This is a genomic window from Nitrosomonas oligotropha, from assembly GCF_900106555.1.
Lineage (GTDB): Bacteria > Pseudomonadota > Gammaproteobacteria > Burkholderiales > Nitrosomonadaceae > Nitrosomonas > Nitrosomonas oligotropha_A.
Genome location: NZ_FNOE01000002.1, coordinates 103,005 through 128,612, shown reverse-complemented (window position 1 = coordinate 128,612; position 25,608 = coordinate 103,005). Strand labels below are relative to the sequence as shown.

The window sequence follows — 25,608 nt, the reverse complement described above, 5'->3', positions numbered from 1 at the left end:
CCTCGGCCCGCAATTAACTTGAAAATTCTCGCTCTCGAAACTTCTACTGAATTTTGTTCCGTTGCACTTAGTCTGGACGGCACAGTATCCGGTCAGGAAATCCTTGCCGGGCGCAACCATTCTGAAATGATTCTCCCGATGGTACAAAAATTCCTGGCCGAAGCAGAATTAGCATTGCAACAATTGGATGGCATCGCTTTCGGCGCAGGCCCCGGATCATTTACCGGTCTACGCATTGCTTGTGGCGTCGCGCAAGGTTTGGCTTACGCCACCGGTCTTCCGGTTGCGGCAATCAGCACACTGGAAGCCGTCGCGCAACAAACTGATGCAGAGAAAGTGATCGTCGCCCTTGATGCCCGTATGGGTGAGCTTTATTATGCCGCCTATCAGAAGTCAGCATCTGCTGATTGGACAATTATCAACCCGCCCGCGCTTTGCCTGCCGCAACAAGCGCCTGCAGTTTCCGGTAATGGGTGGCATGGATGCGGCAGCGGTTTTGATGTTTATCCGGATTTATCACAGTTGTATCGCGAACATATTCAGCAGATCCACTATGAACTGCACCCGCGAGCGCACGAAGTGGCGCAACTTGCGCTTCCTAAATTCCGCGATGGCGCATGCGTTGATCCTGCTCATGCAATGCCCGTATACATCCGCAACAAAGTCGCGCTAAAGGAAAACGAGCGATGAACATGGCAGCGCAACAACCTATAGAAATCAGACCGATGCAGCTTTCGGATCTGGATCGCATTATCCTGATCGAGCGGGAAATTTTTCTGTTTCCATGGTCACTGGGAAACTTTGCCGATTCCATCAAAACCGGATATGTGTGCCGGGTTCTGCAACAAACCGATACGCTGATGGGTTACGGAATCATGATGATGAGTCCTGAAGAAGCCCATATCCTCACCCTCGGCATTGCCGCCAATTGGCAAAAAAAGGGCTTGGGAAAAAAAATGCTGCAATTCTTTATTCAGCATGCCAAAGAACAAAGTGCAAAATCGATTTTCCTGGACGTGCGCGAATCCAATCAAGGCGCCGCACAGCTCTATAAACAAATGGGTTTTCAGCACATCGCCACACGCAAAGGCTATTACCCCGCCATGTGCGGACGCGAAGATGCGCTTGTCATGCGGCTGATGTTATGAACACCCGGCGCAGACAAATACTGAAGGAATTGAATTTGCTTCCGGTGTGGCGCTTAAAATCAGATACCACCCAGCACAGCGAAGCCGCAGAGCCGTATGTTGCTGCAAACGAAAATTCACCGCTACCGTCCGAGTCTGTGAAAAGTACAGCGCAGTCGTCGCCCATCGCGCAAATGGATTGGAATCAATTGAAGGCGGCGGTAGCGCATTGTGTCGAGTGCCCATTAAGCCAAACACGTACACAAACCGTGTTTGGCGTTGGCGCTGAGAATGCCGATTGGCTGTTCGTTGGAGAAGGACCAGGCGCGCGCGAAGATGAAATCGGTGAACCGTTTGTCGGGCAAGCCGGCAAGCTGCTGGACCAGATGCTCGCCGCGATTCACTTAAAGCGCGGCGAGCAAGTCTATATCGCCAATATTGTCAAATGCCGCCCGCCCAATAACAGAAATCCGAGCGCGAATGAGACAGCGCAATGCGAGCCTTACTTAACCCGGCAGATCGCATTAATCAGACCCAAGCTCATCGTCGCGTTGGGCAAAGTTGCTGCACAGAATCTTTTGAAGTGCGACGACAGCATCTCCAGCTTGCGTGGCAAAGTACACGATTATTCAGGCATACCGCTGATTGTTACCTACCATCCGGCTTATCTGCTGCGTTCTTTGCCTGAAAAGGCAAAAGCCTGGAAAGATTTGTGTTTTGCACAAACAACGATGCAATCACTGCGATAGCATTTGTTCTTCATGCAGCACACCCCACCCGAAATCAGTGTATTTTCTTTGCCCCGATCAAATGAAGCGAGTCTTCTTTACTTTGATTTAACAAATGCCATTTCCGGATCAATGCCATCATGACAGAAACAAATAATCCGAAAGCGGCAATCACAATATAGATGTGCACTTCAAACCATATCAGCAACGCATAGAGTAACAGCATCGCCAGAATACTCAGGTTTTCATTGAAATTTTGCACCGCAATGGAATGCCCGGCACCCATCAAAATATGTCCACGATGTTGCAGTAAAGCATTCATCGGCACGACGAAGAATCCCGCCAATCCGCCAATCAGCATCAGCAATGCGATGGCAATCCACAGATCTTTTACCAGAATCATCGCCATCACAACAATGCCCATCGCGATGCCCAACGGGATTACTTTGACGGATTGCCTCAGAGAAATCCACCGGGCTGCCATCACAGCACCCACGGCAATCCCCACTGCGACCACACCCTGCAATTGCGCGGCTTGATTGAGCGGATAATTCATCGCCACTTCGGCCCATTTCAACACAATAAACTGCAATGTCGCACCCGCCCCCCAAAACAGCGTGGTCACCGCAAGCGAGATTTGTCCCAGCTTGTCGGCCCATAATAATTTCAAACAGTGACTAAACTCGTGAATCAGAAAGAAAGGATTCTTTTTGGGAATACGATGATCAACACCGGTATTCGGAATGTACAGATTGAACAACGCCGCGATGGCATAAATGACAGCGATGATCAGGATACCGCTTTCCAATGCGTTATCGATTCCCGTGTCGATAACAGGAAAATCAAACTGCAGCAGCGCACCGGCAACGGAAGGAGTAATCAGCACTCCGCCCAATACCGTACCCAGTACTATCGATGCTACCGTCAATCCTTCGATCCAGCCATTGGCAATCACCAATTTCTCCGCAGGCAATAATTCGGTCAAAATACCGTACTTAGCAGGCGAATAAGCGGCCGCACCCAGCCCTACTACCGCGTACGCAGCCAATGCAAAATATTGATGCATGGCAATGAAGAGCAATCCGCAACCGGTAATCTTGATGGTGTTGCTAATAAACATGACGCGCCCTTTGGGCATAGAATCCGCAAATGCGCCAACGAAAGGCGCCAGAATCACGTAGAACAACACGAAAACAAACTTCAGCATGGGTGTTAAATAGGCAGGCGCATGTAAATCAATCAACAGTGCAATCGCCACAACCAGCAACGCGTTATCTGCTAATGAAGAGAAAAACTGCGCCGCCATAATCGTATAAAAACCGCGTTCCAAGCTATTTCCTTGTATATTTATTTTTTCTGAGTAGATTCAGGATTGAATCCAATACATCACTTGTGTAATAAAATCACCCGCTGCTGATCCCTTCAAACGCCTCTGGTCGGGTACCAAGATTAGCATATCATGCCGCTTCGCATGTTAAGGTATGGCGGCATAATAGTTAAATCGGTATCACAAAATTAGATTATTATAAAAAACTTGCGAATAATACTCGCTCTTGCTTATTCTGAACATTAAATTAATGCCACGCCCTACCCAAGCTTTTATCGACCTTGCCGCTTTAACTCATAATCTGTCCATAGTCCGCAAACATGCTCCACAGTCGCGCATCATGGCAATCCTTAAAGCCAATGCTTACGGTCATGGATTACTCCATAGCGCCAACGCCCTAAAAAACGCCGATGGATTCGGATTACTGGAGCTGGATGCGGCAATATGCCTGCGTGATGCCGGCTACCAGCATCCGATCTTGCTCCTGGAAGGTTTTTTTTCAACCGCAGAATTAGCGATCCTTGAGCAATACCGTTTGAGCGCGGTCATCCATCATGCTGAGCAAGTTGCCATGTTGTCAGCTTCCAAGCATTACAACATCGATTTGTTTTTAAAGATTAATACCGGAATGAATCGTTTGGGGCTGGCGCCACAGCAATTTTCACAAGCCATCGGCACACTGATCGAGAAGCAATACTACAAAAACATTACCTTGATGACACACTTTGCTTCCGCTGATGAACCTGACGAAGAAAAAAATGTCCTTCGGCAGTTGCAGTACTTCGAAGCCATCACGAAAGAATACCGCCATTATCCCAGCTCACTCGCAAATTCCGCAGCAATCATTCGTTATCCTGTCACGCATGCCGATTGGGTGCGCCCTGGCATTATGCTATACGGGGCCTCACCTTTTACGGATAAAACCGCGGCGGAGTTGGACCTGCAACCCGTCATGACGCTTTCGAGCAGAATTATTGCCACACAGGATTTGGGAATTGGTGATAGAGTCGGTTATCACGGCCTTTTTCAAACAGCCGAGCCAATGCGCATCGGCATTGTCGCATGCGGTTACGCGGATGGATATCCACGCCACGCGCCGACGAACACTCCCGTATTGATCAATAATCAACGCAGCCGGTTGTTGGGCCGGGTGTCAATGGACATGCTCGCGGTAGACTTAACCGGTATTGAAAACGCCGGATTGAATAGCCCCGTTACATTGTGGGGGAAGGGATTGGGTGTTGATGAAGTTGCTCAGAGCGCCGGTACAACCAGCTATGAATTACTTTGCGCACTATCTCCCCGAGTAGAAAAGACTGCTTCGCTGTAGAAGCACAACATCACAATCCGATCTACTCAGGGCATATCTCAATTACAAGTTTTACTCTACTTTTGCTTTGCTGCGTAATTCTTGTACCACTGTTCCAAATTCGCGCTGCAATACACGTTGTTGAATATTTTGCTTAACTTCTTCAAAAGGCGGCACTTCCATTGGACGGATATCCATTAACTGAATCACGTGCCAGCCAAAAGAAGTTTGCACGGGTTGTTCAGTCAATCCCCCTTTGGATAATTTCACCAGTGCTTCGGAAAATGGTCTGACATAAGCTGCCGGTGGGCTCCAATTAAGCTCACCGCCATTTTCTTTACTGCCGTCATCAACCGATTTCTCTTCAGCTATTTTTGCAAAATTACCGCCTTTCTTTAGTTTTGCAATAATATCCTTGGCTTCATTTTCATTGGCGACAAGAATATGGCGTGCCTTGTATTCTTTATCTCCCATCTGCACTTTCAGAACTTCGTATTCTTTGCGCAAGGTCTCTTCACTCACCACATTATTTCTTATGTAGTCCGCTTGAAAAGCTCTGACCAGCACTGCTTGACGAGCTATTTCGAGTTGTGCGATTACGTCGGGATCTTTATCTAATTTCTTTTTCACTGCTTCTTGCGCGAGAATCTCTTCAGCAATCAGATTTTCTCGCAAAGCCTTTCTCATTTCCGGACCATCAGGCTGTCCTTGCGCCGCACTGGCCTTCACCATTAATTCCAGACGTGATTGCGGAATTGCTACGCCATTTACCTTAGCCACGGTACCTGTTGATTGGGCTTGAGCTGATAGTGTAATCACTCCTAAAACACTAATCATCATTGCCTGTGAGAATTTCGTCAAACGCATTGAATTTCCTTTTTTGTGATTGAGATAAAATTATATTCGCCAGAATATATCGCCGCGAGAAAGTATACGCCTTAACTGAATCAACGTGAATCTCTACAGACCATTATTTCTATTGAATATCTTGATACTGTTGAAGAAATGGTGTTGCAATCGCTTTATGCCGGCAACACCTTTTTAAAAGGCTTTACGGTCACTTTCTGATAGACACCCGCGCTAATGTAAGGATCGGCGTTAGCCCACGCTTGCGCTGCTTCCAGGGATTCAAACTCGGCCACAATCAGACTGCCGGAAAACCCTGCAGAACCAGGATCTTGACTGTCGATAGCCGGATAAGGACCGGCCAAAACCAAGCGCCCTTCATCCTGTAATACTTGAATTCTTTTCAGATGCTCCGGACGAACTGTCATCCGTTTTCCCAAGCTATCCGGTACATCCTCTCCATTAATGGCATATAACATTATCGTTCCTTGTTCGCTTTATTTTCTCTTTCATCCTTTAAATCATCTGGTTCACCGACAGGCGCATCCTCAGTCACTACAGCAGGCGCATCTTTCAAATACTTCCCTAACATCAACACTTGTGCGATAACAAAAACAAGCATCAATCCCGTAGCACCAAAAAGCTTAAATGTAACCCAGGTATCTACTGGAAAACTAAACGCGACATAGAGGTTGACACACCCCATCGTTAGAAAAAACCCCACCCAGCTTAAATTGAGTCTGCTCCAGACAAAAGGCGGCAAAATCATCTGTTTCTCAAGCATGGCTTGTATCAGGTTTTTTCTAAAAATTACATGGGATCCCATTAAAACGGTTGCGATCAACCAATACAACACGGTCGGTTTCCATTTGATAAATGTTTCATCCTGGGATATTAGTGTCGCACCGCCAAAAATGACAATAACAGCCAAATTGATCCACATCATTTTATCGACGTGGCGATTGCGAAACCAAAGCCAGACGATTTGTGCAATCGCTGCCACTATCGCAACCGCCGTGGCGATGAAGATATCGTACAGCTTGAACGCCAGAAAAAATAAAATTACCGGAAATAGATCAAAGAGAAATTTCATCGCTGTAAATATCGTAAATTTTTTTAATGGCTCGTCCGAGAGTAGATCATCAAAAGCAAGAAATGTTTCTCACTCCAATACCGGAGGTAAATGAGGAGTGAGGCTATTTTTCTCCTGCGTCGCCGCACCCAACAAAGCATAACCGAGCAATCGACCGGTATCATCTTTATAGAGCGCCTTTACGCCATTCTGATCGGCTTCCACATGCCATTCACCTTTTATAGTGAAATCGGGCGGCGAAACAACCGCGGGACATGCGGGTGTTTTAACGATAACCGGCATCGCCGGATAACGAACTTCTGTAGGATTACCTGCAAGCGTTGCCGCCAGGGCCCGTGCCGCATGCGTAATCGGCATCACAAAAGGCAGCACTTTCCCTGCTACTTCGGCGCAATCACCCAAGGCGTAGATATTGTCAAACTGCGTTTGTAACAAGCGATTCACGACAATTCCCCGATTAACCGAAATACCGGCTGATGTCGCCAGTTGCGTACGCGCACGTAACCCGACCGCGGACAAAACGATATCAGATTCAATTGCACTTCCGTCGGCGAATGTCAGGTGTAGCTTTTCTTGCACTTGATCAACGGACTGTGTGGTTGCATTCAAATGAAAAACCACACCCGCAGCTTCCAGCCTTTGCCGTATAAATGCCCCGCCTGCTGGCGGCAATAGACGTCCCAGCGGCTGCGCACTGATATCTATCACATCGACATGGTAACCGGCGGTTGCCAGATCATTGGCAAACTCACAACCAATCAAGCCCGCGCCAATAATACTGATACGTTTTTTTCCGGTCAGTGCAACGCGAAATTTTTTATAATCGTCAAGATCATTAATAGTCAATATATTCGCTACACCATCGCCCGAAAGCGGCAAATGCACCTGATCAGCGCCCAACGCCAAAACCAATTGATTGTAAATAATCTTCTCACCATCGGCCAATGTCACTTCACACGCGGCTTGATCAATTGCGCTGACACGACAGTGGGGGCGAATGGAAATCTTCAATTGTGATGCCATTTGAACCGCGTCACCGTTGACAATCGATTCGGGAGTCTTCCCGGATGACAATGCATTTGACAGCATGGGTTTGGAGTAAAAACCGCCATGATCAGCAGATAGCATGACGACATCAAGTTCCGTATTCAGTTTACGTAATTCACGCGCCACCGCATAACCGGCTAATCCACTTCCTATAATAACCACGGGATTTTTCATTAACTTAGATCTCCACCATCTCTAAATCCACCTCATTCACGCTTACCCTATGACCGCCATTGCACCGGCATAGCGGCAATCGGCTTCTTTTTTGGATTAACAAAAACAAAGCACACTGATTAGCGGAATACGCTTCCTAATCAATGTGCCTTGTTTGTATCTACTTTATTGTCTGCTGCGCACGGATGCGGCTGCATCCGAAGATCAAAACGACTCCCGCGCTATTTATTTTTCTTCAGCCTTGTTGTTCACCAAACTTGTACGTCTTTGCAAATAAGCATCGCGCACGAATTCATACTTATCCAACGCAGCTTCTTCCAGTGTCTTATCTTGTTCCAGGAATTGTGCCCGTGCATTAACCGTTCTCGCTGCAGCTACAGGGAGACGTAGCGCTGTCGTATTAAGATAAGGAACGCCGTTCATGAAAACACCCGTCACCCCTTGTGTCACAGGATCCATAAAGAAGCTGTCGACAGCGATACCGACCGTATCACGAACAGAACTTGGTCCCAGCAAAGGCAATACGATGTAAGGTCCGCTGCCGACTCCATAACGTCCCAGTGTCTGACCGAAATCTTCGTTTCGCTTGTTGAGATTAATATCGCTCACAGCACTGATATCACTCGCGATATCGATCATGCCGAATATCCCAAAAGTGGTATTGACCAATAAACGGGCACTACTGGCAAGCGCGCTCTCATAATTTAATTGCAGCACGGAGTTAGTGATTACCACCACTTCGTTCAAATTGGAGAAAAAGTTTCCAACAACCAGTTCAATCGGATCGGGTGTAACCCGCTTATAGCCTCTGGCCACAGGGTCAAAAACTTTGTCGTACACCATTTCATTGAAATTAAAAACAGCGCGATTCATGGATTCCAGAGGATCATGCACACTATTTTGGTTGTTAACATTCGCACTCGCCGTTGTCTTCGTTGAGGCACAACCCGTTAAAAAAAAACCAGAAACCAGCACAGCGATAGCTACGGTACGGATAATATTAATCATGTTCTTATTTCTTCTAATAAAAATTTTGGTCGATCTTGCCACATTTATACGATAGGTTCAATACAACCTCGCACAAAGTGCTATTTTTGTTCAAGCGGTCATCCATCGTTACTATGCGGAATCATTAGAAAGTTTTCAGTTCATTCGGTGCCCGGCGGTCAATATACGACAGATTATGCCTGCACTTTATAAATTATCACTCAACAATAGAATGGACAAAACGATGCAATTCTCCGGTTAAGCCGCTTCCATCCCGCTATGGCGCAATAACGCATCCAATTCCGGCTCACGTCCTCGAAACGCAATAAATGACTCGAGTGCGGAGCGGCTTCCTCCCACAGCCAGAATTTCTTCCAGAAAATGCGAACCCGTAGCTGCATTCACCACGCCATCCGAAGCGGTTTCTTCAAACATGCTGTAGGCATCGGCCGAAAGCACTTCTGCCCACTTATAACTATAGTAGCCCGCGGCATAGCCGCCGGCAAAAATATGCGCGAAACTGTTGGGGAAACGGTTAAAGTCCGGTGGAATAATTACTGCGACCTGATTGCGGATATTATCCAATAACTGCAACACCGTCCGATCGCCATCCGGTTTAAAATCGAAGTGCACGTGCATATCAAACAACGCAAACTCAATCTGCCGCAACATCTGCAAGCCACTTTGGAAATTCTTGGCTTTTATCATCTTATCGAACAGCGCTTTGGGTAATGATTCTCCTGTTTCAATGTGCTGAGTCATTCCGGTCAACACATCCCATTCCCAGCAAAAATTTTCCATGAACTGGCTCGGCAACTCCACCGCGTCCCATTCAACGCCATTAATTCCGGACACTCCCAAGTCTTCCACTTTGGTCATCAAATGATGCAAACCATGACCAAACTCATGAAACAACACAATCACTTCATTATGCGTAAATAAAGCCGGGCGCGGTTGATGATCCATAGTAACCGGCGCTGAGAAATTGCACGTAAGGTAGGCAACGGGTAATTGTATGGCGTGCTTCGCCGTGTGTTGATCATCGATCCGGCGTCGCGTAACTGCGTCATCCATCCAAGCGCCACCACGTTTGGTTGGCCGGGCGTAGAGGTCCAAATAAAATTGACCGATCAACTCACCGTTGGCGTCATGAATATCAAAAAACTTCACATCGGGATGCCAGCACTGAATATTGCGTGCAGGTGCCGCAAGCGTGATGCGGATGCCGTACAGTTTTTCCACCACTTTAAACATACCGGTCAATACTTTATCTTCAGGGAAGTATTGCTTAACCTCCTGATCCGAAAAAGCGTAGCGCTCTTGCCGCAATTTCTCGCTGACATACGCCAAATCCCACGCCTCAAGTTTCTTCAGATTCAATTTCTCCGCGGCAAACTGTTGCAGTGCTTGTAGATCGGCCACAGCATACGGTTTTGCCTTGACAGCCAGTTTCGTCAGAAAATCCAAAACTTGCTGCGGAGAGGTTGCCATTTTTGTGGCCAGCGAAACTTCAGCATAATTATCATAGCCCAGCATGTGCGCTGCTTCACGGCGCAGTTCCAATATTTTATTAATCAGCGGCATATTATCTTTGCTCGAATCCGCTTGGCTATCAAACTCGCTGGCCCGTGTCGCATAGGCGCGGTACATTTGTTCGCGCAAATCGCGGTTATCGGCATATTGCAGCACGGGAAGATACGATGGCATATGCAGGGTGAATTTCCAGCCTGTTTTGCCCTCCGCTGCGGCTGACTGTTGCGCCGATTGCAGCACATCATCCGGAATACCCGCCACCTTCTCCGCATCGTCAATCAATAATGAATAAGCATTGGTGGCATCCAGCAAATTATCGCTGAACGTGGACGTCAACTTGGATAGTTCTTCCTGGATTTGCAAGAAACGTTGTTTCTTTTCAGCCGGCAACTCGGCGCCACCCAAACGGAAATCGCGCAATTCATTGTCGATGATTCGCTTCCGCGCCGGAGTCAGTTGGTCGAATTCCGCACTTGCACGTAACTGTTTAAATTTCTCAAATAACCGCACATCCTGCGATAACTCGGCATAAAACTGCGTGATCAAAGGCAGATTGGCATTATAGGTCTCACGCAGCTCCGGCGTATTCATCACCGCGTTTAGATGCGACACTTGTCCCCAAGCACGGGATAACCGTTCATTGGCATCCGTCATCGGCTGCACAAAAGTCTTCCAGGTAGGCGCTTTGTCATCCGCCCGCACCTTGTCAATTACCGCGCGATTTTCCTTTAACAAGGTTTCAATCGCCGGTGTGATATGTTCGTTGTTGATTTCTGCAAAACGCGGCAGTCCGGAAAAATCAAGTAATGGGTTTGACATGTTGCTCCAAATGATCAGTTAAAAACAAATTCTGTAACAATCGTGCTGCTGAATAAACAAAATGCCGTCCAGTTCAGTGCTCATAAACAATATGACCATTTACCAGGGTATATTTAACGCCACCCGGGATTTCCATCCCCATAAAGGGCGTGTTCTTTCCTTGGCTTAGAATGGCTGACGAGGTCACTTTCCAGTAATGGTCAGGATCAAAAATACAGATATCCGCAGCACTGCCGAGCGATAAATGCCCTGCGTCAATTCCCAGTATCCGGGCCGGATCCGAGGTAATCTTGGACAACACGTTGAGCAATGGCAGCCGCATTTCCGATCCCCATTTCAAAGTGAGCGGCAGCAACAACTCCACTCCCGTCGCACCCACCTCGGATTGACCGAACGGCAATAATTTAGCGTCTTCATCCACCGGTGCATGATCCGAACAAATCGCACCGATCGTGCCATCCAGTAAACCATGACGCAGCGCATCGCGATCACTCGAGCTGCGCAATGGCGGCATCAGATGACAATTGGAATCAAAAAATCCGATATCCATATCCGACAGGTGCAAATGATTAATCGACACATCGCAAGTGATCGGCAAACCTTGCTGTCTGGCTGAACGAATCATCGCCAGGCCCTCAGCGCTGGAAATCCGGCACAAGTGCACTCTGACGCCGGTTTCCTTGGTCAATAAAATAATATTGCCGATGGCGATCGTTTCAGCGCATACAGGAACGGTCAGCAAACCCAGCCGGGTCGCCACTTCGCCATCATGCGCCACCCCATCGCCGGTCAGCGTGATTTCCTGCGGACGCAGCCACACGCTAAAACCGAATGTCGATGCGTACAACATAGCCTGCATGAGCACCCGCAAGTTCGGCAATAACCCGTCCGGTTGCCCAAAAACCACGCATCCGGCGTCGTTCAGTTCGGCCATCTCGGTTAAGCGCTCACCCTTCAACCCTTGCGTCAATGCGCCAATCGGATAAACGTTCGCCTGATTGAGGCTTTTGGCGCGATGTTTCAGCATTTCCACCAATCCCGGTTCATCCAAGGGTGGATCGGTGTCCGGCGGACAAGCAATGCTCGTGACGCCACCGGCAACCGCCGCAGCCATTTCGGATTCCAGTGTGGCCATATATTCCAGCCCCGGTTCACGCAGACGCACGGACAAATCGACCAGTCCCGGACACACGACAAGCGATTGCGCATCAATCACACGGCTAGCCTGAAATTCATCCGGTGCCGCGCCGATGGCAACGATTTTACCTTTGGCAATAAAAATATCCTGCACGGCATCGATACCGTTTTTTGGATCGATCAAGCGCCCATTTTTAATATGAATTTTCATGCAACCGCCTCTAAACCTGATTGCCTGCCAGAATTGACATTACCGCCATGCGCACCGCTATGCCGAATGTCACTTGCGGGAGAATTACCGACTGCTTGCCATCCGCGACTTCCGAGTCAATCTCGACACCGCGATTCATCGGCCCAGGATGCATCACAATGGCATCGCGCCTGGCCAGTGACAGTTTTTCCGGGGTCAGCCCATAATATTTAAAATATTCCTCCGGACTGGGTAAATTCGCGCCTTTCATGCGCTCATTCTGCAAGCGCAACATCATCAGCACGTCAATGTCTTTGAGTCCCTTGGCCATATCGTGATAAACATGCACCCCCAGGCGTTCCACCATTTTGGGCAGCAGCGTTTTAGGCGCGATCACGCGGACTTCCGGCACACCGAGCGTGGTCAATGCATGAATCTGGGAACGCGCGACCCGTGAATGCAAAATGTCGCCAATAATAGCCACGCGCAAATTACGAAAATCGCTTTTGTAGCGCCGGATCGTGAACATATCCAATAAAGCCTGAGTCGGATGCGCGTGACTGCCATCGCCGGCATTGATCACATGAATATCCGGTTGCACATGTTTTGCAATCAAGTGTGCCGCGCCGCTCTGCGCATGCCGCACGACAAACATATCCGCGTTCATCGCGGAAAGATTATTGACCGTATCCAGTAGTGTTTCGCCTTTGGATTGCGCGGAAACGGCAATATTCAGATTGAACACATCCGCCGATAAGCGTTTGGCGGCAATTTCAAAGGTTGTGCGCGTGCGCGTGCTGGGCTCAAAAAAAAGATTGAATATCGACTTCCCGCGCAACAAAGGGATTTTCTTGACATCACGTTCCGTGACACCGACAAATGACTCGGCGGTATCGAGGATATGCAATAAAACAGAAGCGGGTAATCCCTCGGTTGTCAGCAAATGCTGCAACACGCCATTTTCATCCAGCTGCGGGTTCCTATTGATCATTCGGGCATGCTCTTATCGTACAAATGAAAGCTTAACTTTCCGTTCTTTCCACACTTTAACTCAAGCATTTTATCCGCCGGTAACTCCAGCGTAATGCCGGTATATTGCGGGGTTATCGGCAATTCCCTGCCGCCCCGGTCAACCAAAGCAGCAAAACTAATCGAAGCGGGACGACCGTAATCGAACAATTCATTGATTGCGGCACGAATGGTCCGTCCCGTTTGCAACACATCGTCTACCAGCAGAATATGCGCGCCTTCCACTGCGAACGGTATTTCCGATGGTTTAACCTGTGAATGCAAGCCTATCTTATCGAAATCGTCGCGATAAAAAGCAACGTCCAGCGTTCCCAGCGGTTGCTTGGTCCCCAGTGCTTGATGCAGGCGCTCGGCCAGCCACACTCCGCCGGTGTGAATACCAACCAGCGCAAAATCCCTGCCCGCATCGGCTTGGATTTTTTTAGCAAGATTGTCGAATGCTTTCTCAGCGTCTGGTAATTGCATACTGCTCGTCAAAGAATGATTGAAGGATTTGTTGTGCCGCGACCTGATCCAATACCGCTTTTTGTTTTCTTCCCGTGATACCGGCTTCGCGTAACGTTGCACTGGCTGTTTCGCTGGTATAACGCTCGTCTTTCATGATCACTTGGATATTAAAACGGCCTGACAGCCGTCGCGCGAAACGCTGGCTTAATTGCGTCAATTCATGCACCGTGCCGTCGCTATGCAGTGGCAAACCCACAACCAGCAAAACCGGTTGCCAGGTTTGGATCAGTTGCCCGATCAGCGCGAAACGCCGTTCTGTCACTTCACTGTCCACCGTTGCCAGCGGGTGCGCCACCCCCACGGCTGCATTACCAATCGCCACACCAATGCGTTTTTTTCCGAAATCAAAGGCCAGCACAGCTCCGGCTGGAAGCTGGTCTGGTACATGATTTTCCGGTGATTCATCGAGAAGACTTTCCGTCATACGAACTAAAATTCAGGCATGCCCGACTTCATTGGAGAGATTGGCATCCTGAATCCCCAGCAGCTGCATCGCAGCCGGTAGCCTTTCTTCTGTTGGCATATCGAATATCACGTTCGTTGATGCAGGCACGGTCAACCAGGCATTCTGCGCCAACTCATGCTCGATTTGCCCCGCAGCCCAGCCTGCATAACCCATCGCGATCAAGACTTGATCCGGCCCCTCGGCATTGGCGATCGCTTTTAAAATATCCAATGAGGTAGTCAATCCCACCTCTCCATTCACGGCCAGCGTGGATTGCCACTTACCGACCGGTTGATGCAATACGAATCCGCAATCGAGTTGGACCGGCCCGCCAAATAACACAGGCGCCGCGTCCGCCAGAGAATCTGCCGGTGGAATACCCAATTGTTTAAAAAGGTTGATCAGTGTCAGATCGGTGGGACGGTTGATGACGATACCAAGCGCGCCTTGCTCGTTATGTTCACAAACATACGTCAGTGTTTTGGAAAAAACAGAATCTGCCATTGCCGGCATTGCAATTAGAAAATGATGTGTCAAATTAATACTTTTCATTGCGAATGTTTTTTGACCGATGACCTGACTATTCTGATTTCTCTCTTATCCGATATCTTTCCAATGTAATGCCGCTCTCAAACCCAGTATGCGGTATGAGTCATTAATTTCGATCCAAGTTTCATGGTTAATTTCACCGGCAGCGGCAATTCTGCGCCACCGTATGACAATGCCATGGTCGCATGACTGGCTTCATCAATTTTCATTTGCGACACGATGGCACGGCTTTTCTCGTCATGATTGGGCAACTGCTCTAAATGACCGGCCAGATGGGCGCCGACTTGGTGTTCCGTTTCGGCAAGAAAACCCAGATTCCATTTATCCCCCAGCATGCCTGCCACAACACCGATGGCAAAAGATCCGCCGTACCAGAGCGGGTTCAGGAAACTTTTATGCCCGCCCAGTTCAGCGATACGGCGCTCTGTCCAGGCCAGATGCTCGGTTTCTTCACGCGCGGCCTGCATCAGCGTTTGCTGTACCGTCTCATTGCGTGCTGTCAGCCCCTGCCCCTGATACAACGCTTGCGCGCACACTTCACCGACATGGTTCACCCGCATCAATGCACACGACAATCGTTTTTCCGCATCCGTCATCTCAGCTTCCGGCAGCTCATTGCCAGGCACAGGCCGCAAAGTCTGGGCCGGCGTCGAGAGTGTCCGCAGGGCGCTGTCAAAACCAATGATAAGCTTATCGATAGTAATCATCGTCTTCTACCTCATCCTTGAATAAGAATTGACGCGTCATTATAGGCCGATATGCCCGCATTTAGGTACACTAAAATTTACCCAGTTATAATTCCAACCCCATTTGTCTAGCCAGCAACGTAACCGGATGCAACACTTCGACATGAATTCCGTTTTCATACAATCCATTGGCTATATGCATCGCGCAACCGATATTCGAAGTCACCAAGTACTGGGCCTTGCTTTCCTTCACCGTAGTTATCTTGTTTTGCAGCAACATATCCGCAATTTCGGGCTGATCGATGAAATAAGTACCCGCAGCACCGCAGCATTGGTCATTGCCAGCCAAAGGCACCGCTTCCGCGCCGGGTATTCGGGCAATCAATTGATAAGGATATGCCTGCTCACGCAATACATGCCGCAAACTGCACGGCTCGTGCACTAGAATTTTTTGCGCCAATGACGCAATGTCAATACTCTCCCACCCCTTTGCCGCCATCAGGAATTGGCTGATATCCATAACTTTGCCCTGCTCACCGGCGACGCCGGACTCCAACAATTGCACACCACAACCCGATGCGGTACTGATCACCGCATCAAATTCAGCAAAAGCCTTTTTATTCCGTTGCACCAGCGCACCGGCTTGCTCCAGCGCGCCGCTATGCTGATAAATAGCGCCGCAGCACGTTTGATCGCGCGGAATATGGACTGTGTAGCCCAAGCGATTCAATACATAAATACTCGAATTTAAGGTGGCTACATCGGTCACACGCGCCACACATCCCAAAAATAATGCGACTTCACCACGCTTCTCACCCTGCGCGGGATAAACCGGCCGCCAAGTGCCGTTATTGCTCGCAGTATTTTCCCCATCCGCAGCCGCTGCATAGGGGAACTTAACTACAGGAAGTTGAGCGATGAATTTAAATATTCGATTTTTTTCGATCAAACCTAATTTCCGCAACCCGCGCAGCCATTCTCTCTTCTGCAGGAAATGCAGCAATCGGCGCAACCGGTCCAAACGCATGGGTTGGGTTAGCAATAGCCGTTCCAGCGCAATGCGCCAGTTTGATTTCCGGGCGGCTGCCGCAGATTTTGATTGATCCGCAATCAGGGCGCGCGTTTCATCGATTAAACGTCCATAAGAAACACTATTCGGACAAACCGCTTCGCAAGCCCGGCACGTCAAACAACGATCCATATGCTGAATAAATCGCGCATTCAAAGCAATCCGCCCATTCGCAACACCATTCATTAAAGCGATACGCCCACGCGGAGAATCCGCTTCCGATTTCAACACACGATAAGTTGGGCAATGCGGCAAACATAAACCACATGAAACGCACTGGTTTGATTCATCGATAATCAAGTTCTTGGAAAACTTTGAGAGCAATTTATAATCTCGCTTCAGAAATACTGTAATTGGACATAGTATCCGCACTTACTTTAATAGCATCATGGTAATTCATGGCTATTTTAGCACTTGTCAGAATCGCAAGAATTACTGTAAAATTAAACGTTAATTAAATTCAAGCTTCATACTTTTAGACTGACAGGTTTATAGGAAAAACATGGTTATAATTAGATTGGCAAGGGGTGGCGCAAAAAAACGTCCGTTTTTTAATATGGTAGTAGCTAATTCACGCTACGCACGTGACGGCCGGTTTATCGAACGTGTAGGCTTTTATAATCCACGAGCCACCGGGAAAGAAGAAGCATTGCGCGTTCAATTAGATCGCGTTGCTTACTGGCAATCTCAAGGTGCCCAGTTATCGTCAACGGCAACCCGGTTAATCAAGCAGTTTTCCACCAGCAAAGTCGCATCAGCAAATAGCTAAAATAAGCGAACAAAATACACCGATGGTGATAATGGGCCATATTATCGGCCCATTTGGCGTTTATGGCTGGGTAAAAGTTAATCCGTATACAGAACACATCGATGGATTAATGCAATATCCAGTATGGTGGTTAAGTAAAGATAACAAAGACTGGCAGAAAGTGAATGTTGTTTCCGGCCGTATGAATGGCAGCATCCTGAATGCAAAATTCGCCGAATATACCGATCGCACACAAGCCTTCGCATTAAACGGAATGCAAATAGCAATCCCGCGCGACCAGCTTCCTGATTTATCAGAAAATGGAATGGATGGTTATTATTGGTCGGATTTGATTGGTACTACGGTGCAAAATCTAGCGGGTGAAGAATTAGGTAAGATTGTTGGCTTACTTGAGACGGGCGCAAATGATGTTTTGTGCATACAAAGTGGGAGCGAGGATAAAAAAGAAATCCTTATTCCCTTTGTTGATCAGTTCATCATCAAAGTTGATTTGAAGCTTTCTCGAGTTATAGTGGATTGGGGCAAAGACGATTAAGGTAATAATGAGCGATGCCTTTTGAATGCGATGTTATTACGCTATTTCCGGAAATGTTTAATGCCATCACGCACTATGGCATAACAGGAAAAGCAAACAAGAATAATATCTTTCGACTCAACACATGGAATCCGCGCGACTTTACCAGCAATAATTATCGTACTGTCGATGATAGTCCGTACGGGGGTGGCCCCGGAATGGTCATGATGGCTCAACCGTTGGAAGATGCCATCATACAAGCCAAAGCGAGACAGCATGCTGCTGGGATTGAAAAACCCACGGTTGCTTATCTCACACCCCAGGGAAAACGGCTTGACCACCAAATGGTGACGCAGCTGAGCAAAATGCCAGGACTGATTATGCTGTGCGGGCGATATGAAGGCGTGGATGAGCGCTTAATCAATCGTCAAGTAGAAATTGAGATTTCAATTGGCGATTATGTAGTTTCCGGCGGCGAGCTGGCTGCAATGGTGTTAATTGACTGTATAGTGCGGCAAATCCCGGGCGCTCTAGGAGATCCCGAATCTGCAAATCAAGATTCATTTGTGGAAGGATTATTGGATTATCCGCATTACACTCGCCCTGAGGTGTATCAGGGAAATCGTGTACCGGAAATATTGATGTCAGGCAATCATGCCTATATCCGCCGTTGGCGCTTGCAGCAAGCACTCGGCAGAACATGGTTGAAGCGGCCTGATTTATTCGCGTTAAAATTTTCGCATGGCTTGACGCGAGAAGAAGAAAAACTGTTGGAAGAATTTAAACAATCCTGTAAATCCAGGTAGAAAGAGGGGAAATATCATGAACATCATCGAACAATTAGAAGCAGAAGAAATTAAACGCCTGAATAAAGAAATACCTGATTTCTCTCCGGGAGATACCGTCATTGTCAGCGTTAATGTGGTTGAAGGTGATCGTAAACGCGTACAGGCTTACGAAGGCGTCGTAATAGCCAAACGTAATCGTGGTTTGAATTCAGCGTTCACAGTGCGGAAGATTTCAAGCGGAGAAGGTGTGGAACGTACTTTCCAGACCTATTCGCCATTGATAGCGAGCATAGAAATTAAGCGCCGCGGTGACGTTTGCCGTGCAAAACTCTATTACCTCAGAGACCGCGCAGGCAAGTCGGCCCGGATTCGCGAGAAACTGCCCGCTCGTGCGTCTTCTGGTGATAACAAAAACGCAGCAGCCGCAACAACCGCAGAGTAGACAAGCAGCACAACAAAATCACAATAAGGATCAGTGCGATGCCAGCACTGATCCTTATTTTTTATACCTATCAGAAGTACCGCAGATTGACACGCGCAACGACAGAGCACTACTGTTGATCTTATTTAAGCAATTCCAATACATTCTCTGGCGGGCGGCATAGTTTGGCTTGGTTACCCCTCACCACGATGGGCCGCTGAATCAGATCCGGATTTCTAACCATTGCTGCTAGAATTTCATCATCCGATGCTGCACTTAAATCACGCGCCGCGGATTCATCTTTACGTAAAATATCACGCACCGGCAGGTTAAGTTTTTGGATTAACTCGCGCAGCTTATCTGCTGTTAAAGGCACCTCGTAATAATTGATTGACTCGAACTCTTCACCACTTTCTTTGAGTAAAGATAGAGTCTCCCTGCATTTACTGCAAGTTGGTTTTTGATAAATAACGATCTTGTCACTCATACTTTTCCCCGCCTGCTGGATCGAGATTTTCTAACTACGCGATAAGAAACCAGTTATTTCACACCACATTCAGCCGAGATTGCCTTATGGGCGGACGTCGAACCGCCCAGTCCGAATGTATCCACGGTTTCTGTTCCACGAGCCGATGCACCTTTAACCACCAGGGAGCTTCCACGTTTGATCGCATCCGTTATTTTATTATCGGTTGCTTGATCGGGAGCCCACGCTGAATCATCCTGAGTAAACAGCTTGAAATTCTGATTGTTAACAGTAACCGTCGCATCACTTCCTGGCTTATAGGGATAACCGGCGATATAGCTGAAAACATTTTTACTCTTCTCTGCTGGGCGATGCGTAATCAACGCAAATACATCGCCACGCTTTGAGTAATTCCCTTCCGATTTTTTCGGCTGGCTCACCATGTAACACACTTTGCTATTGTTCTCCATGAACATATAGGCGGTCCAGTCACCATGCTGTCCGAGCAATTTCGGCTCTGTGGCTTGCACTGAATTACAGAGTGAAAAAATAACACCAGCCAATATCAATTTTCTACATTTCCGCTTCATTTTGAAAACCTTGAGAAGTATTGTCGATACGATTTTTCAGCGATTGATCAGTATCATGGGTGAAGCATCTTCAATTCCAATGACCCACCATTCGCCAAGATTATTAACAGCCTTCCATCTTGTATATATAAAAACCGTTTTTTGTGATTTCATCAATCACATTTGCAGGAGCGCTCTGGCTATGGCAAAAACTACATTCCCGGCTGGTCACAACCGCATTGTTTTCGCCGATTGATGTCAACCACTGTTTGGCATATTCAACCGCTTTCTGATCATCTTTCACCGCTGTGAATACATCAAAGTGCATGGTATGTCCATCTTGTGCCTTAACATACGTATCGTAAACATGAATTTGCATAAAAATTTATTTCCTTGAAAAAGATAATTTATAGCACTGTGCACATCATAAAAAACATGCCGCATTGCAAACGAAAAGTATATTAACTATACCAATTTATCGATTAAACCGCCATGCCAATTGCATAATCAAGAAATCCGCTTCGCACAAGAATTCGCATCGTTCAGAGGCGCGCGCGGCTATTATTTCTTCCGGGCAACAATCACACCATCACGGATTGGATTGATAAATGCATCAAAATCCTGATCATTAAAAATCAGTCGGTTATGCTCCATAATCGCTTCTGTCGAACCACGTACCGTCTCATGCGAGCCTTGCAACGCAACACGGCCATGCCATAGCACATTATCGGCAATATATAACCCTCCGGAACGGATGCGTTGCTTCGCCATCCGCCAGATTTCCGGATAATAACCCTTGTCTACATCGTTATAACAAATATCGAATATCCCATCCGTTTGGGCAAAAACATCCTGCGCCAACCCCACGCAAAATTCTATTCGTTGCCATACATCAGCTGCAGAGAGATATTTCTCCGCACGCATGCGATTGTTGGCATCCGCGTCACTGCATATCACACGTCCACCGGCGCCTACCGCTCTGGCGAACCAATACGCCGAATACCCATACCCGCTGCCAAATTCAAATACCCGCTTGGCGTTAATCATTTTCGTCTGGGTTTCAAGAAAAATACCGGCCAAGCGGTTAACAATCGGAAAATTTCGCAGTCGCGCAAATTCTTCCATTTCAGCAAGCACCGGGTGATCGCTGTGCGTAACCAAGGTGCGCATATACGCTTCAACCACCGGATTAACCGGAATGAATCCGTCTGACTCAGGAATAACCGCTGATTGAATATCGTTCATTGATTTCTCCTTTATGAGCGTGAATCAGGGCGGAGTTGTTTTCTTTGATGCCATTAATACACACTCTTCACCGGAATTTTTATTAAACAAGAAAACTAGGCTGGCAGCCACCTGAAACCTGAATCCCCGTATGACATCGCGGATCGTAATGGACTGTTGTCCGATTGCTGCTTCAGCCAATGGCGGACTGCTCTGACCAATGCCATATGCGCCGATTGGCGTTGTCCAGCAACGCGGATCGCTGAAACCAGCTTTCAGCGCCAGCTGGTTCAACGTTTGGCTAGTAAATAAATGCAAATGCCTGGGCGGCTCAAGACCACGCCACGCGGCGCCGAACTTACTGTGTCCATAACTCGCGGCGTTCGGCGTCAGCACCACCAGCAAACCATTGTGCTTCAGCAAACGGCGGCAAGTCATCAGCATCGCCACGGGATCGTGCACATGCTCAATGACGTGACTCAATAGCACCACATCATATTCACCGGATTGGATAGTTTCAAGCGGTCCTAAATGCAACGGAATTCCTTTCACGTTACGCACATGTTCCGCAGCCACCGGGTCAATTTCCTGCCCCATCACATCCCAGCCCAGCGCGCGCATGCGCGCCAGCCGTTTTCCATTACCGCAACCCACTTCCAGCAATCGTCCCGGCGATGTTTTGTCCAGATAAACACGCTTATAACGCCGCCGTTCACGCCGCAATCCCAGCAAATAAATACTCGTGGTATGCAAAATGGCGCGAACGATGCGCGCCCAGCGTGATTGCCGCGCATGATTCGTATGGCCGTGCGTATAATAATTCCGGTAAGCCTTGCCAATCTCATCCACCGCCGGTCTGGGATCAAGCCAGATCAGACCGCACTCCGCATCCGTGCATTTTCTTAGTGTCCATCCGCCTGGCGCGCCAAACAGCCGGTCGGTCAGACCACGATACAGAACTTCACCTTGTTTTCCGCACGCATAGCAAGTTGAATTTGCTTCGGTGCCAATCCGCTCTGCTGGTATCGTCACTTAAATCCTTTCCGGTTTTTGTTGTTGCCAGCGCATGGCGATCGCAGTGATCACCAGCAATAATACCGGCATCCTGCTGAAAATAAGAAAGGCGTCCGTCAGCCCTGCGAGAAAAACATAACTTACCAAACCGGCCCCCAGCAGCCCCAAGCCGATTCTCCGGAATGTCTGATACCAGGCCCAATAAAGAAAAAGCAACGCCAGCAGGCCCCCGATACCGATATGCATACCGATCTCAATCCAGTCGTTATGGTAATGCGATGTTTTCTGGAATGCCGGCAAATCCTTATAAAGCCCGTTTTTGTACGTTTGAATCGTGGTATCGAAATAACGCTCCGGCGCACCCGTGCCATACCCTGTCCACGGACGCTCGGCGATACTATGCAAGCCGACATCCCACATGGCTAGGCGATAGCCCAAACTGGAACTGTAATTGCCCCCCTGCAACAATTCGATATCGTTCTTAACCAGCAGCAATCTTTCTTGAAAGGCTGGGCTACTATAAGCAAAAATCCCTGCGGCTATCGACACAGCGGCAAAAATGCCGAAGAATTTCCGGATATCCAGTTTATAGCGTAGGTAAGTTTGCAACACGATGGCCATCAGCGTCGCCAGCAGAAGCACCCGGCCATATTGATGAAATTGCACATAAATTAATGCGATTGCGACAATCCACAAGACGATTGCCAGTGGTACCGAGCGGCTCATGCAAGCCAATCCGACGGACACGATTGCGCCCGCTCCAAGCATCGCCGAAAAACTCAGGTAGGACATGTTCAACAGCGCAATTCCCTGCTCGCCTGTTACCTGCCATTGGTACACACCCAGACCCAAAACCAGCAGATAACCCGTGATCAATCCACCGATTGCCCAGGGCATGCGCTCCTTATTCAGCAATAAATAGAACGGGATCAGCATCAGCAAAATAAAGTACTTCACCCATTTCATCTTGCCATGATCGGGCAGCTCGCTCCACAACAACCCAACCAGCAACAGCGTGCACAGCAGCACAATCGCTTGTACCAGAGGTAGCTTGAGGGCCTGATGCAACCGGTACAAACCGCCATCCATCAGGCAAGCAATAATGAGCATGGGAAAAGAAAAATAATTCAACTCGCCGCGCCAGAATCCCGCGCAGACGAGAACTAGTGCAAACCGGATGAATATTTCCTGCCGCGTGATGGATGTGTGCATAAAGCCAATCAAGTGATGTTTTATAAGCCTTGATGAAATTCCCGATAACGTAAAAGTGCGATTACTCCGGATTCTGTTTGGCCCTATCGTGTTTGCGCGCCGCTGTGGAGGTAAATCCGGTTGCAAATCCGCAAGCGCCACGGTGATTCCGATTCAAGCTAATCCGCTTGCCACTCGCGCATTTCCAGCCGATACACCTGAACGAACAGGGCTAATACAATGCGCAGTCCTGCTGGCACCCCCGGCAAAATCCACACGACGGTGATGCTCTTATCTTCGCGTGACCAGCCACGCAGCATCAGTTTCACGATGGTTTTAAAGCTCGCCTTACCGTTACGCATTTGCAAGCACGACAACTGCGGTAATGGCACCGGCGTCAACCAATGCAACCGCCCGCCTTGCCGCATCACTTGTTCCATCGAATCCGCGATCCGGGATGGCAAGTCAGCCAAAATAGCATTGCCGGAAACGGCCAGCACATTCTGCCGCGCCAGCGGATAACGCGAAAGATACCGTGCACGATTGCGCTGCACCAATTCCCGGTAAGCTTTCCCGCGCCCGAACGACGCGCCGGTTTCGTGACGAATCGCCGCATCCGGATGCACACCCATGCGCCAGCCTTGTTGATCCAATCGCCGCCCCAGATCGGTATCTTCATAATACCCCCGGCCAAATTGCGCATCAAAGCCGCCCATCGTCTGAAAAACAGCACGGCGGATCAAGAAAGCATAACCTCTGAAGCGATAGGTCGAAATATACCCGCCCGGCTGCCGCACGTAGCGGCCAGTTTGCGTTTCCTGACTATCGCCCTCCATGGGGCTGATGACTGCCAATTTTGAATCAGCGGCCAAAACGCCGCACAGCAGCGGCAAGAAATTGTCCAATACTTCGATATCGGAATTAAGCACCAGCACCCAATCGGCATTCGAACGCGCAACCGCTTCGTTGACGGATTTTCCGTATCCCTGGTTCTCAGGGGCATGGTAAATATGAAGCTGCGGATAAGATAGATTGTCGAGCATGGCATGGGTTTCAACATCCGATGCATCGTCCTGGATATGGACCGTTCTGATTGATGAACCTAAATAGGCGATGACGGAATCAATGCACCGCTTGGTTAATTCCGCAGCATTATAAACAGGGATTACGACATCAATAATCGGTGCGGCAGTTTCATTCATCGTGTTCTGCCCAAAAGATCCTAACGCATCAAATCCGGCCAAAAATCAAATAGCTTTCGCCCCAATTTTTGGACGGTCTTTGTTTCACTTCGAGACCAGCCTGTTTCATGATAGCAATGGCTTTTTCCTGCTCGGTATCCGTACCCAGTTCTATGATCACGGATTTCAGCGCCGGATTTGCCAAAACCGCCAATGCGCCCTGCAAAATGGGTATTTCAATGCCATCGACATCGATTTTTATGTAATTCGGCACCGGAAACCCCCATTGGCTGCACAGATCGTCCAACGTCACACCAAACATCCCTTGGATATGCGTTGCCGGCATTTTCATGTTTTCCAGATCTTCTTGCCCGAACTGCGAACGGTTTCCGCCGGGAATGAACTTGGGAATATACAGCTTGGAAAACTCACTACGCCCCGACACCGCCACGCAGTAAGATAAAATATTTTTCCCCAGATTGTTCAGATAGATATTTTTGTTGAGCGCATAGTAATTGTTGCTCTGCGGTTCAAAAGCAAACACTTGTACCTTATCACCGTATTTCTTGGCCGGATATAACGAATATTGCCCGATATTGGCGCCGATATCGAAATAACACGAGCCCGGTTCAAAGCTATCCAGCCAATCCAAGGTATCCGGTTCTTTTTTTGAATAGGTTTTAGCGCGATTGAGTGTTCGCAAGTGATCGACCGAAATTAAAATATGCTGATCCCTGACCAGCACATCGGTATAACCGCCCTTCAATTTATAGGCTGCCACAACTAACTCATTCAATATGTCTTTTGCCAGCATCATGATCACACTCTAGGCTAGGTATAAGCCTTGATTATTATTAACAAGACAAGAT

General features: G+C 48.3%; 30 protein-coding genes. 8 read left to right on the top strand and 22 right to left on the bottom strand.

Features of this window, described 5'->3' with window-relative positions; genetic code table 11:
• The first annotated feature begins 18 nt into the window (after window positions 1–18).
• The 3 genes from tsaB to BLU57_RS02085 are packed head-to-tail and all read left to right on the top strand — an operon-like array spanning window position 19 to window position 1,876.
• Complete coding sequence (gene tsaB, locus BLU57_RS02095) at window positions 19–690, top strand: tRNA (adenosine(37)-N6)-threonylcarbamoyltransferase complex dimerization subunit type 1 TsaB (RefSeq protein WP_090315542.1); 672 nt, start codon at window positions 19–21, stop codon at window positions 688–690.
• On the top strand, window positions 687–1,148 hold the full coding sequence (rimI, locus tag BLU57_RS02090; RefSeq protein ID WP_090315540.1) for a ribosomal protein S18-alanine N-acetyltransferase: 462 nt from the start codon (window positions 687–689) through the stop codon (window positions 1,146–1,148). The genes tsaB and rimI overlap by 4 nt, the downstream gene beginning before the upstream one ends.
• The gene (locus BLU57_RS02085; protein WP_090315539.1) at window positions 1,145–1,876 is read left to right on the top strand and encodes a uracil-DNA glycosylase; all 732 of its coding nucleotides are present in this window, start codon (window positions 1,145–1,147) and stop codon (window positions 1,874–1,876) included. Before rimI ends, BLU57_RS02085 begins: the two co-directional genes overlap by 4 nt.
• A 34-nt stretch (window positions 1,877–1,910) precedes the next feature.
• Here the strand turns inward: BLU57_RS02085 and lplT are convergent, their stop codons facing one another.
• Window positions 1,911–3,185 carry a lysophospholipid transporter LplT gene (gene lplT / locus BLU57_RS02080; protein ID WP_090315536.1) on the bottom strand — a complete coding sequence of 425 codons (1,275 nt, stop codon included), beginning with the start codon at window positions 3,183–3,185 and terminating at the stop codon, window positions 1,911–1,913.
• Window positions 3,186–3,432: 247 nt separating this feature from the next.
• Here lplT and alr point away from each other — a divergent pair, with 247 nt between their 5' ends.
• Window positions 3,433–4,512, top strand: a complete 1,080-nt coding sequence (alr, locus tag BLU57_RS02075; RefSeq protein ID WP_090315534.1) for an alanine racemase — start codon at window positions 3,433–3,435, stop codon at window positions 4,510–4,512.
• Window positions 4,513–4,563: 51 nt separating this feature from the next.
• Here the strand turns inward: alr and BLU57_RS02070 are convergent, their stop codons facing one another.
• The 13 genes from BLU57_RS02070 to BLU57_RS02010 all read right to left on the bottom strand — a co-directional run bounded on the left by BLU57_RS02070 (window position 4,564) and on the right by BLU57_RS02010 (window position 16,974).
• On the bottom strand, window positions 4,564–5,358 hold the full coding sequence (locus BLU57_RS02070; protein WP_090315532.1) for a peptidylprolyl isomerase: 795 nt from the start codon (window positions 5,356–5,358) through the stop codon (window positions 4,564–4,566).
• A 155-nt stretch (window positions 5,359–5,513) separates the two neighbouring features.
• A complete protein-coding gene (locus tag BLU57_RS02065; protein ID WP_090315531.1) occupies window positions 5,514–5,816 on the bottom strand; it encodes a YciI family protein in 303 nt (100 codons plus the stop codon).
• Complete coding sequence (locus BLU57_RS02060; RefSeq protein WP_090315528.1) at window positions 5,816–6,430, bottom strand: septation protein A; 615 nt, start codon at window positions 6,428–6,430, stop codon at window positions 5,816–5,818. Before BLU57_RS02060 ends, BLU57_RS02065 begins: the two co-directional genes overlap by 1 nt.
• A gap of 69 nt (window positions 6,431–6,499) precedes the next feature.
• Window positions 6,500–7,651, bottom strand: coding sequence for an NAD(P)/FAD-dependent oxidoreductase (locus BLU57_RS02055; RefSeq protein WP_090315526.1), 1,152 nt, complete (start codon window positions 7,649–7,651; stop codon window positions 6,500–6,502).
• Between the two features lie 225 nt (window positions 7,652–7,876).
• On the bottom strand, window positions 7,877–8,659 hold the full coding sequence (locus tag BLU57_RS02050) for an MlaA family lipoprotein (protein WP_090315524.1): 783 nt from the start codon (window positions 8,657–8,659) through the stop codon (window positions 7,877–7,879).
• A 237-nt stretch (window positions 8,660–8,896) separates the two neighbouring features.
• The gene (locus BLU57_RS02045; RefSeq protein WP_090315520.1) at window positions 8,897–10,990 is read right to left on the bottom strand and encodes a M3 family metallopeptidase; all 2,094 of its coding nucleotides are present in this window, start codon (window positions 10,988–10,990) and stop codon (window positions 8,897–8,899) included.
• A 73-nt stretch (window positions 10,991–11,063) separates the two neighbouring features.
• Window positions 11,064–12,338, bottom strand: coding sequence for a dihydroorotase (locus BLU57_RS02040; protein ID WP_090315517.1), 1,275 nt, complete (start codon window positions 12,336–12,338; stop codon window positions 11,064–11,066).
• 10 nt (window positions 12,339–12,348) lie between these two features.
• Entirely contained in the window at window positions 12,349–13,308 is a 960-nt protein-coding gene (locus BLU57_RS02035; RefSeq protein ID WP_090315515.1) for an aspartate carbamoyltransferase catalytic subunit, read from the bottom strand.
• Window positions 13,305–13,811, bottom strand: coding sequence for a bifunctional pyr operon transcriptional regulator/uracil phosphoribosyltransferase PyrR (gene pyrR / locus BLU57_RS02030; protein ID WP_090315513.1), 507 nt, complete (start codon window positions 13,809–13,811; stop codon window positions 13,305–13,307). The genes BLU57_RS02035 and pyrR overlap by 4 nt, the downstream gene beginning before the upstream one ends.
• Entirely contained in the window at window positions 13,792–14,277 is a 486-nt protein-coding gene (gene ruvX, locus BLU57_RS02025) for a Holliday junction resolvase RuvX (RefSeq protein WP_090315510.1), read from the bottom strand. The genes pyrR and ruvX overlap by 20 nt, the downstream gene beginning before the upstream one ends.
• 12 nt (window positions 14,278–14,289) lie before the next feature.
• A complete protein-coding gene (locus BLU57_RS02020) occupies window positions 14,290–14,850 on the bottom strand; it encodes a YqgE/AlgH family protein (RefSeq protein WP_090315508.1) in 561 nt (186 codons plus the stop codon).
• Window positions 14,851–14,927: 77 nt separating this feature from the next.
• Window positions 14,928–15,554 (bottom strand): 2-polyprenyl-3-methyl-6-methoxy-1,4-benzoquinone monooxygenase, encoded by a 627-nt coding sequence (coq7, locus tag BLU57_RS02015; protein ID WP_090315506.1) that lies wholly within the window; start codon window positions 15,552–15,554, stop codon window positions 14,928–14,930.
• 85 nt (window positions 15,555–15,639) lie between these two features.
• A complete protein-coding gene (locus BLU57_RS02010; protein ID WP_256206089.1) occupies window positions 15,640–16,974 on the bottom strand; it encodes a (Fe-S)-binding protein in 1,335 nt (444 codons plus the stop codon).
• A 130-nt stretch (window positions 16,975–17,104) separates the two neighbouring features.
• Here BLU57_RS02010 and rpsP point away from each other — a divergent pair, with 130 nt between their 5' ends.
• Genes rpsP through rplS form a run of 4 tightly spaced genes read left to right on the top strand, consistent with a single transcriptional unit; the run spans window position 17,105 to window position 19,115 of the window.
• The gene (gene rpsP / locus BLU57_RS02005) at window positions 17,105–17,371 is read left to right on the top strand and encodes a 30S ribosomal protein S16 (RefSeq protein ID WP_090315502.1); all 267 of its coding nucleotides are present in this window, start codon (window positions 17,105–17,107) and stop codon (window positions 17,369–17,371) included.
• Between the two features lie 31 nt (window positions 17,372–17,402).
• Window positions 17,403–17,906 carry a ribosome maturation factor RimM gene (gene rimM / locus BLU57_RS02000; protein WP_090315704.1) on the top strand — a complete coding sequence of 168 codons (504 nt, stop codon included), beginning with the start codon at window positions 17,403–17,405 and terminating at the stop codon, window positions 17,904–17,906.
• Between the two features lie 14 nt (window positions 17,907–17,920).
• Window positions 17,921–18,691, top strand: coding sequence for a tRNA (guanosine(37)-N1)-methyltransferase TrmD (gene trmD / locus BLU57_RS01995; protein ID WP_090315500.1), 771 nt, complete (start codon window positions 17,921–17,923; stop codon window positions 18,689–18,691).
• 16 nt (window positions 18,692–18,707) lie between these two features.
• Window positions 18,708–19,115, top strand: a complete 408-nt coding sequence (gene rplS, locus BLU57_RS01990; RefSeq protein WP_090315498.1) for a 50S ribosomal protein L19 — start codon at window positions 18,708–18,710, stop codon at window positions 19,113–19,115.
• 121 nt (window positions 19,116–19,236) lie between these two features.
• Here the strand turns inward: rplS and BLU57_RS01985 are convergent, their stop codons facing one another.
• The 8 genes from BLU57_RS01985 to BLU57_RS01950 form a co-directional block, all read right to left on the bottom strand.
• Entirely contained in the window at window positions 19,237–19,581 is a 345-nt protein-coding gene (locus BLU57_RS01985) for an arsenate reductase family protein (protein ID WP_090315496.1), read from the bottom strand.
• 53 nt (window positions 19,582–19,634) lie between these two features.
• A complete protein-coding gene (locus BLU57_RS01980; protein ID WP_090315494.1) occupies window positions 19,635–20,150 on the bottom strand; it encodes an invasion associated locus B family protein in 516 nt (171 codons plus the stop codon).
• 103 nt (window positions 20,151–20,253) lie between these two features.
• Entirely contained in the window at window positions 20,254–20,508 is a 255-nt protein-coding gene (locus BLU57_RS01975) for a DUF2024 family protein (protein WP_090315493.1), read from the bottom strand.
• 182 nt (window positions 20,509–20,690) lie between these two features.
• On the bottom strand, window positions 20,691–21,374 hold the full coding sequence (locus tag BLU57_RS01970) for an O-methyltransferase (protein ID WP_090315491.1): 684 nt from the start codon (window positions 21,372–21,374) through the stop codon (window positions 20,691–20,693).
• A 24-nt stretch (window positions 21,375–21,398) separates the two neighbouring features.
• Window positions 21,399–22,385 (bottom strand): class I SAM-dependent methyltransferase, encoded by a 987-nt coding sequence (locus BLU57_RS01965; protein ID WP_256206087.1) that lies wholly within the window; start codon window positions 22,383–22,385, stop codon window positions 21,399–21,401.
• Complete coding sequence (locus BLU57_RS01960; protein ID WP_090315489.1) at window positions 22,386–23,579, bottom strand: O-antigen ligase family protein; 1,194 nt, start codon at window positions 23,577–23,579, stop codon at window positions 22,386–22,388. It abuts the gene before it with no gap.
• A 158-nt stretch (window positions 23,580–23,737) separates the two neighbouring features.
• Window positions 23,738–24,760 (bottom strand): glycosyltransferase family 2 protein, encoded by a 1,023-nt coding sequence (locus BLU57_RS01955; protein WP_090315487.1) that lies wholly within the window; start codon window positions 24,758–24,760, stop codon window positions 23,738–23,740.
• 28 nt (window positions 24,761–24,788) lie between these two features.
• Entirely contained in the window at window positions 24,789–25,556 is a 768-nt protein-coding gene (locus BLU57_RS01950) for an FkbM family methyltransferase (protein WP_256206086.1), read from the bottom strand.
• Window positions 25,557–25,608 lie beyond the last annotated feature (52 nt).

Excerpts from the sequence above, each read along its gene's own strand:
- rimI (WP_090315540.1), top strand. The coding sequence starts at position 687 with ATGAACATGGCAGCGCAACAACCTATAGAAATCAGACCGATGCAGCTT.
- BLU57_RS02085 (WP_090315539.1), top strand. The coding sequence starts at position 1,145 with ATGAACACCCGGCGCAGACAAATACTGAAGGAATTGAATTTGCTTCCG.
- alr (WP_090315534.1), top strand. The coding sequence starts at position 3,433 with ATGCCACGCCCTACCCAAGCTTTTATCGACCTTGCCGCTTTAACTCAT.
- BLU57_RS02070 (WP_090315532.1), bottom strand. The coding sequence starts at position 5,358 with ATGCGTTTGACGAAATTCTCACAGGCAATGATGATTAGTGTTTTAGGA.
- BLU57_RS02065 (WP_090315531.1), bottom strand. The coding sequence starts at position 5,816 with ATGTTATATGCCATTAATGGAGAGGATGTACCGGATAGCTTGGGAAAA.
- BLU57_RS02060 (WP_090315528.1), bottom strand. The coding sequence starts at position 6,430 with ATGAAATTTCTCTTTGATCTATTTCCGGTAATTTTATTTTTTCTGGCG.
- BLU57_RS02055 (WP_090315526.1), bottom strand. The coding sequence starts at position 7,651 with ATGAAAAATCCCGTGGTTATTATAGGAAGTGGATTAGCCGGTTATGCG.
- BLU57_RS02050 (WP_090315524.1), bottom strand. The coding sequence starts at position 8,659 with ATGATTAATATTATCCGTACCGTAGCTATCGCTGTGCTGGTTTCTGGT.
- BLU57_RS02045 (WP_090315520.1), bottom strand. The coding sequence starts at position 10,990 with ATGTCAAACCCATTACTTGATTTTTCCGGACTGCCGCGTTTTGCAGAA.
- BLU57_RS02040 (WP_090315517.1), bottom strand. The coding sequence starts at position 12,338 with ATGAAAATTCATATTAAAAATGGGCGCTTGATCGATCCAAAAAACGGT.
- BLU57_RS02035 (WP_090315515.1), bottom strand. The coding sequence starts at position 13,308 with ATGATCAATAGGAACCCGCAGCTGGATGAAAATGGCGTGTTGCAGCAT.
- pyrR (WP_090315513.1), bottom strand. The coding sequence starts at position 13,811 with ATGCAATTACCAGACGCTGAGAAAGCATTCGACAATCTTGCTAAAAAA.
- ruvX (WP_090315510.1), bottom strand. The coding sequence starts at position 14,277 with ATGACGGAAAGTCTTCTCGATGAATCACCGGAAAATCATGTACCAGAC.
- BLU57_RS02020 (WP_090315508.1), bottom strand. The coding sequence starts at position 14,850 with ATGAAAAGTATTAATTTGACACATCATTTTCTAATTGCAATGCCGGCA.
- coq7 (WP_090315506.1), bottom strand. The coding sequence starts at position 15,554 with ATGATTACTATCGATAAGCTTATCATTGGTTTTGACAGCGCCCTGCGG.
- rpsP (WP_090315502.1), top strand. The coding sequence starts at position 17,105 with ATGGTTATAATTAGATTGGCAAGGGGTGGCGCAAAAAAACGTCCGTTT.
- rimM (WP_090315704.1), top strand. The coding sequence starts at position 17,403 with ATGGGCCATATTATCGGCCCATTTGGCGTTTATGGCTGGGTAAAAGTT.
- trmD (WP_090315500.1), top strand. The coding sequence starts at position 17,921 with ATGCCTTTTGAATGCGATGTTATTACGCTATTTCCGGAAATGTTTAAT.
- rplS (WP_090315498.1), top strand. The coding sequence starts at position 18,708 with ATGAACATCATCGAACAATTAGAAGCAGAAGAAATTAAACGCCTGAAT.
- BLU57_RS01985 (WP_090315496.1), bottom strand. The coding sequence starts at position 19,581 with ATGAGTGACAAGATCGTTATTTATCAAAAACCAACTTGCAGTAAATGC.
- BLU57_RS01980 (WP_090315494.1), bottom strand. The coding sequence starts at position 20,150 with ATGAAGCGGAAATGTAGAAAATTGATATTGGCTGGTGTTATTTTTTCA.
- BLU57_RS01975 (WP_090315493.1), bottom strand. The coding sequence starts at position 20,508 with ATGCAAATTCATGTTTACGATACGTATGTTAAGGCACAAGATGGACAT.
- BLU57_RS01970 (WP_090315491.1), bottom strand. The coding sequence starts at position 21,374 with ATGAACGATATTCAATCAGCGGTTATTCCTGAGTCAGACGGATTCATT.
- BLU57_RS01960 (WP_090315489.1), bottom strand. The coding sequence starts at position 23,579 with ATGCACACATCCATCACGCGGCAGGAAATATTCATCCGGTTTGCACTA.
- BLU57_RS01955 (WP_090315487.1), bottom strand. The coding sequence starts at position 24,760 with ATGAATGAAACTGCCGCACCGATTATTGATGTCGTAATCCCTGTTTAT.
- BLU57_RS01950 (WP_256206086.1), bottom strand. The coding sequence starts at position 25,556 with ATGATGCTGGCAAAAGACATATTGAATGAGTTAGTTGTGGCAGCCTAT.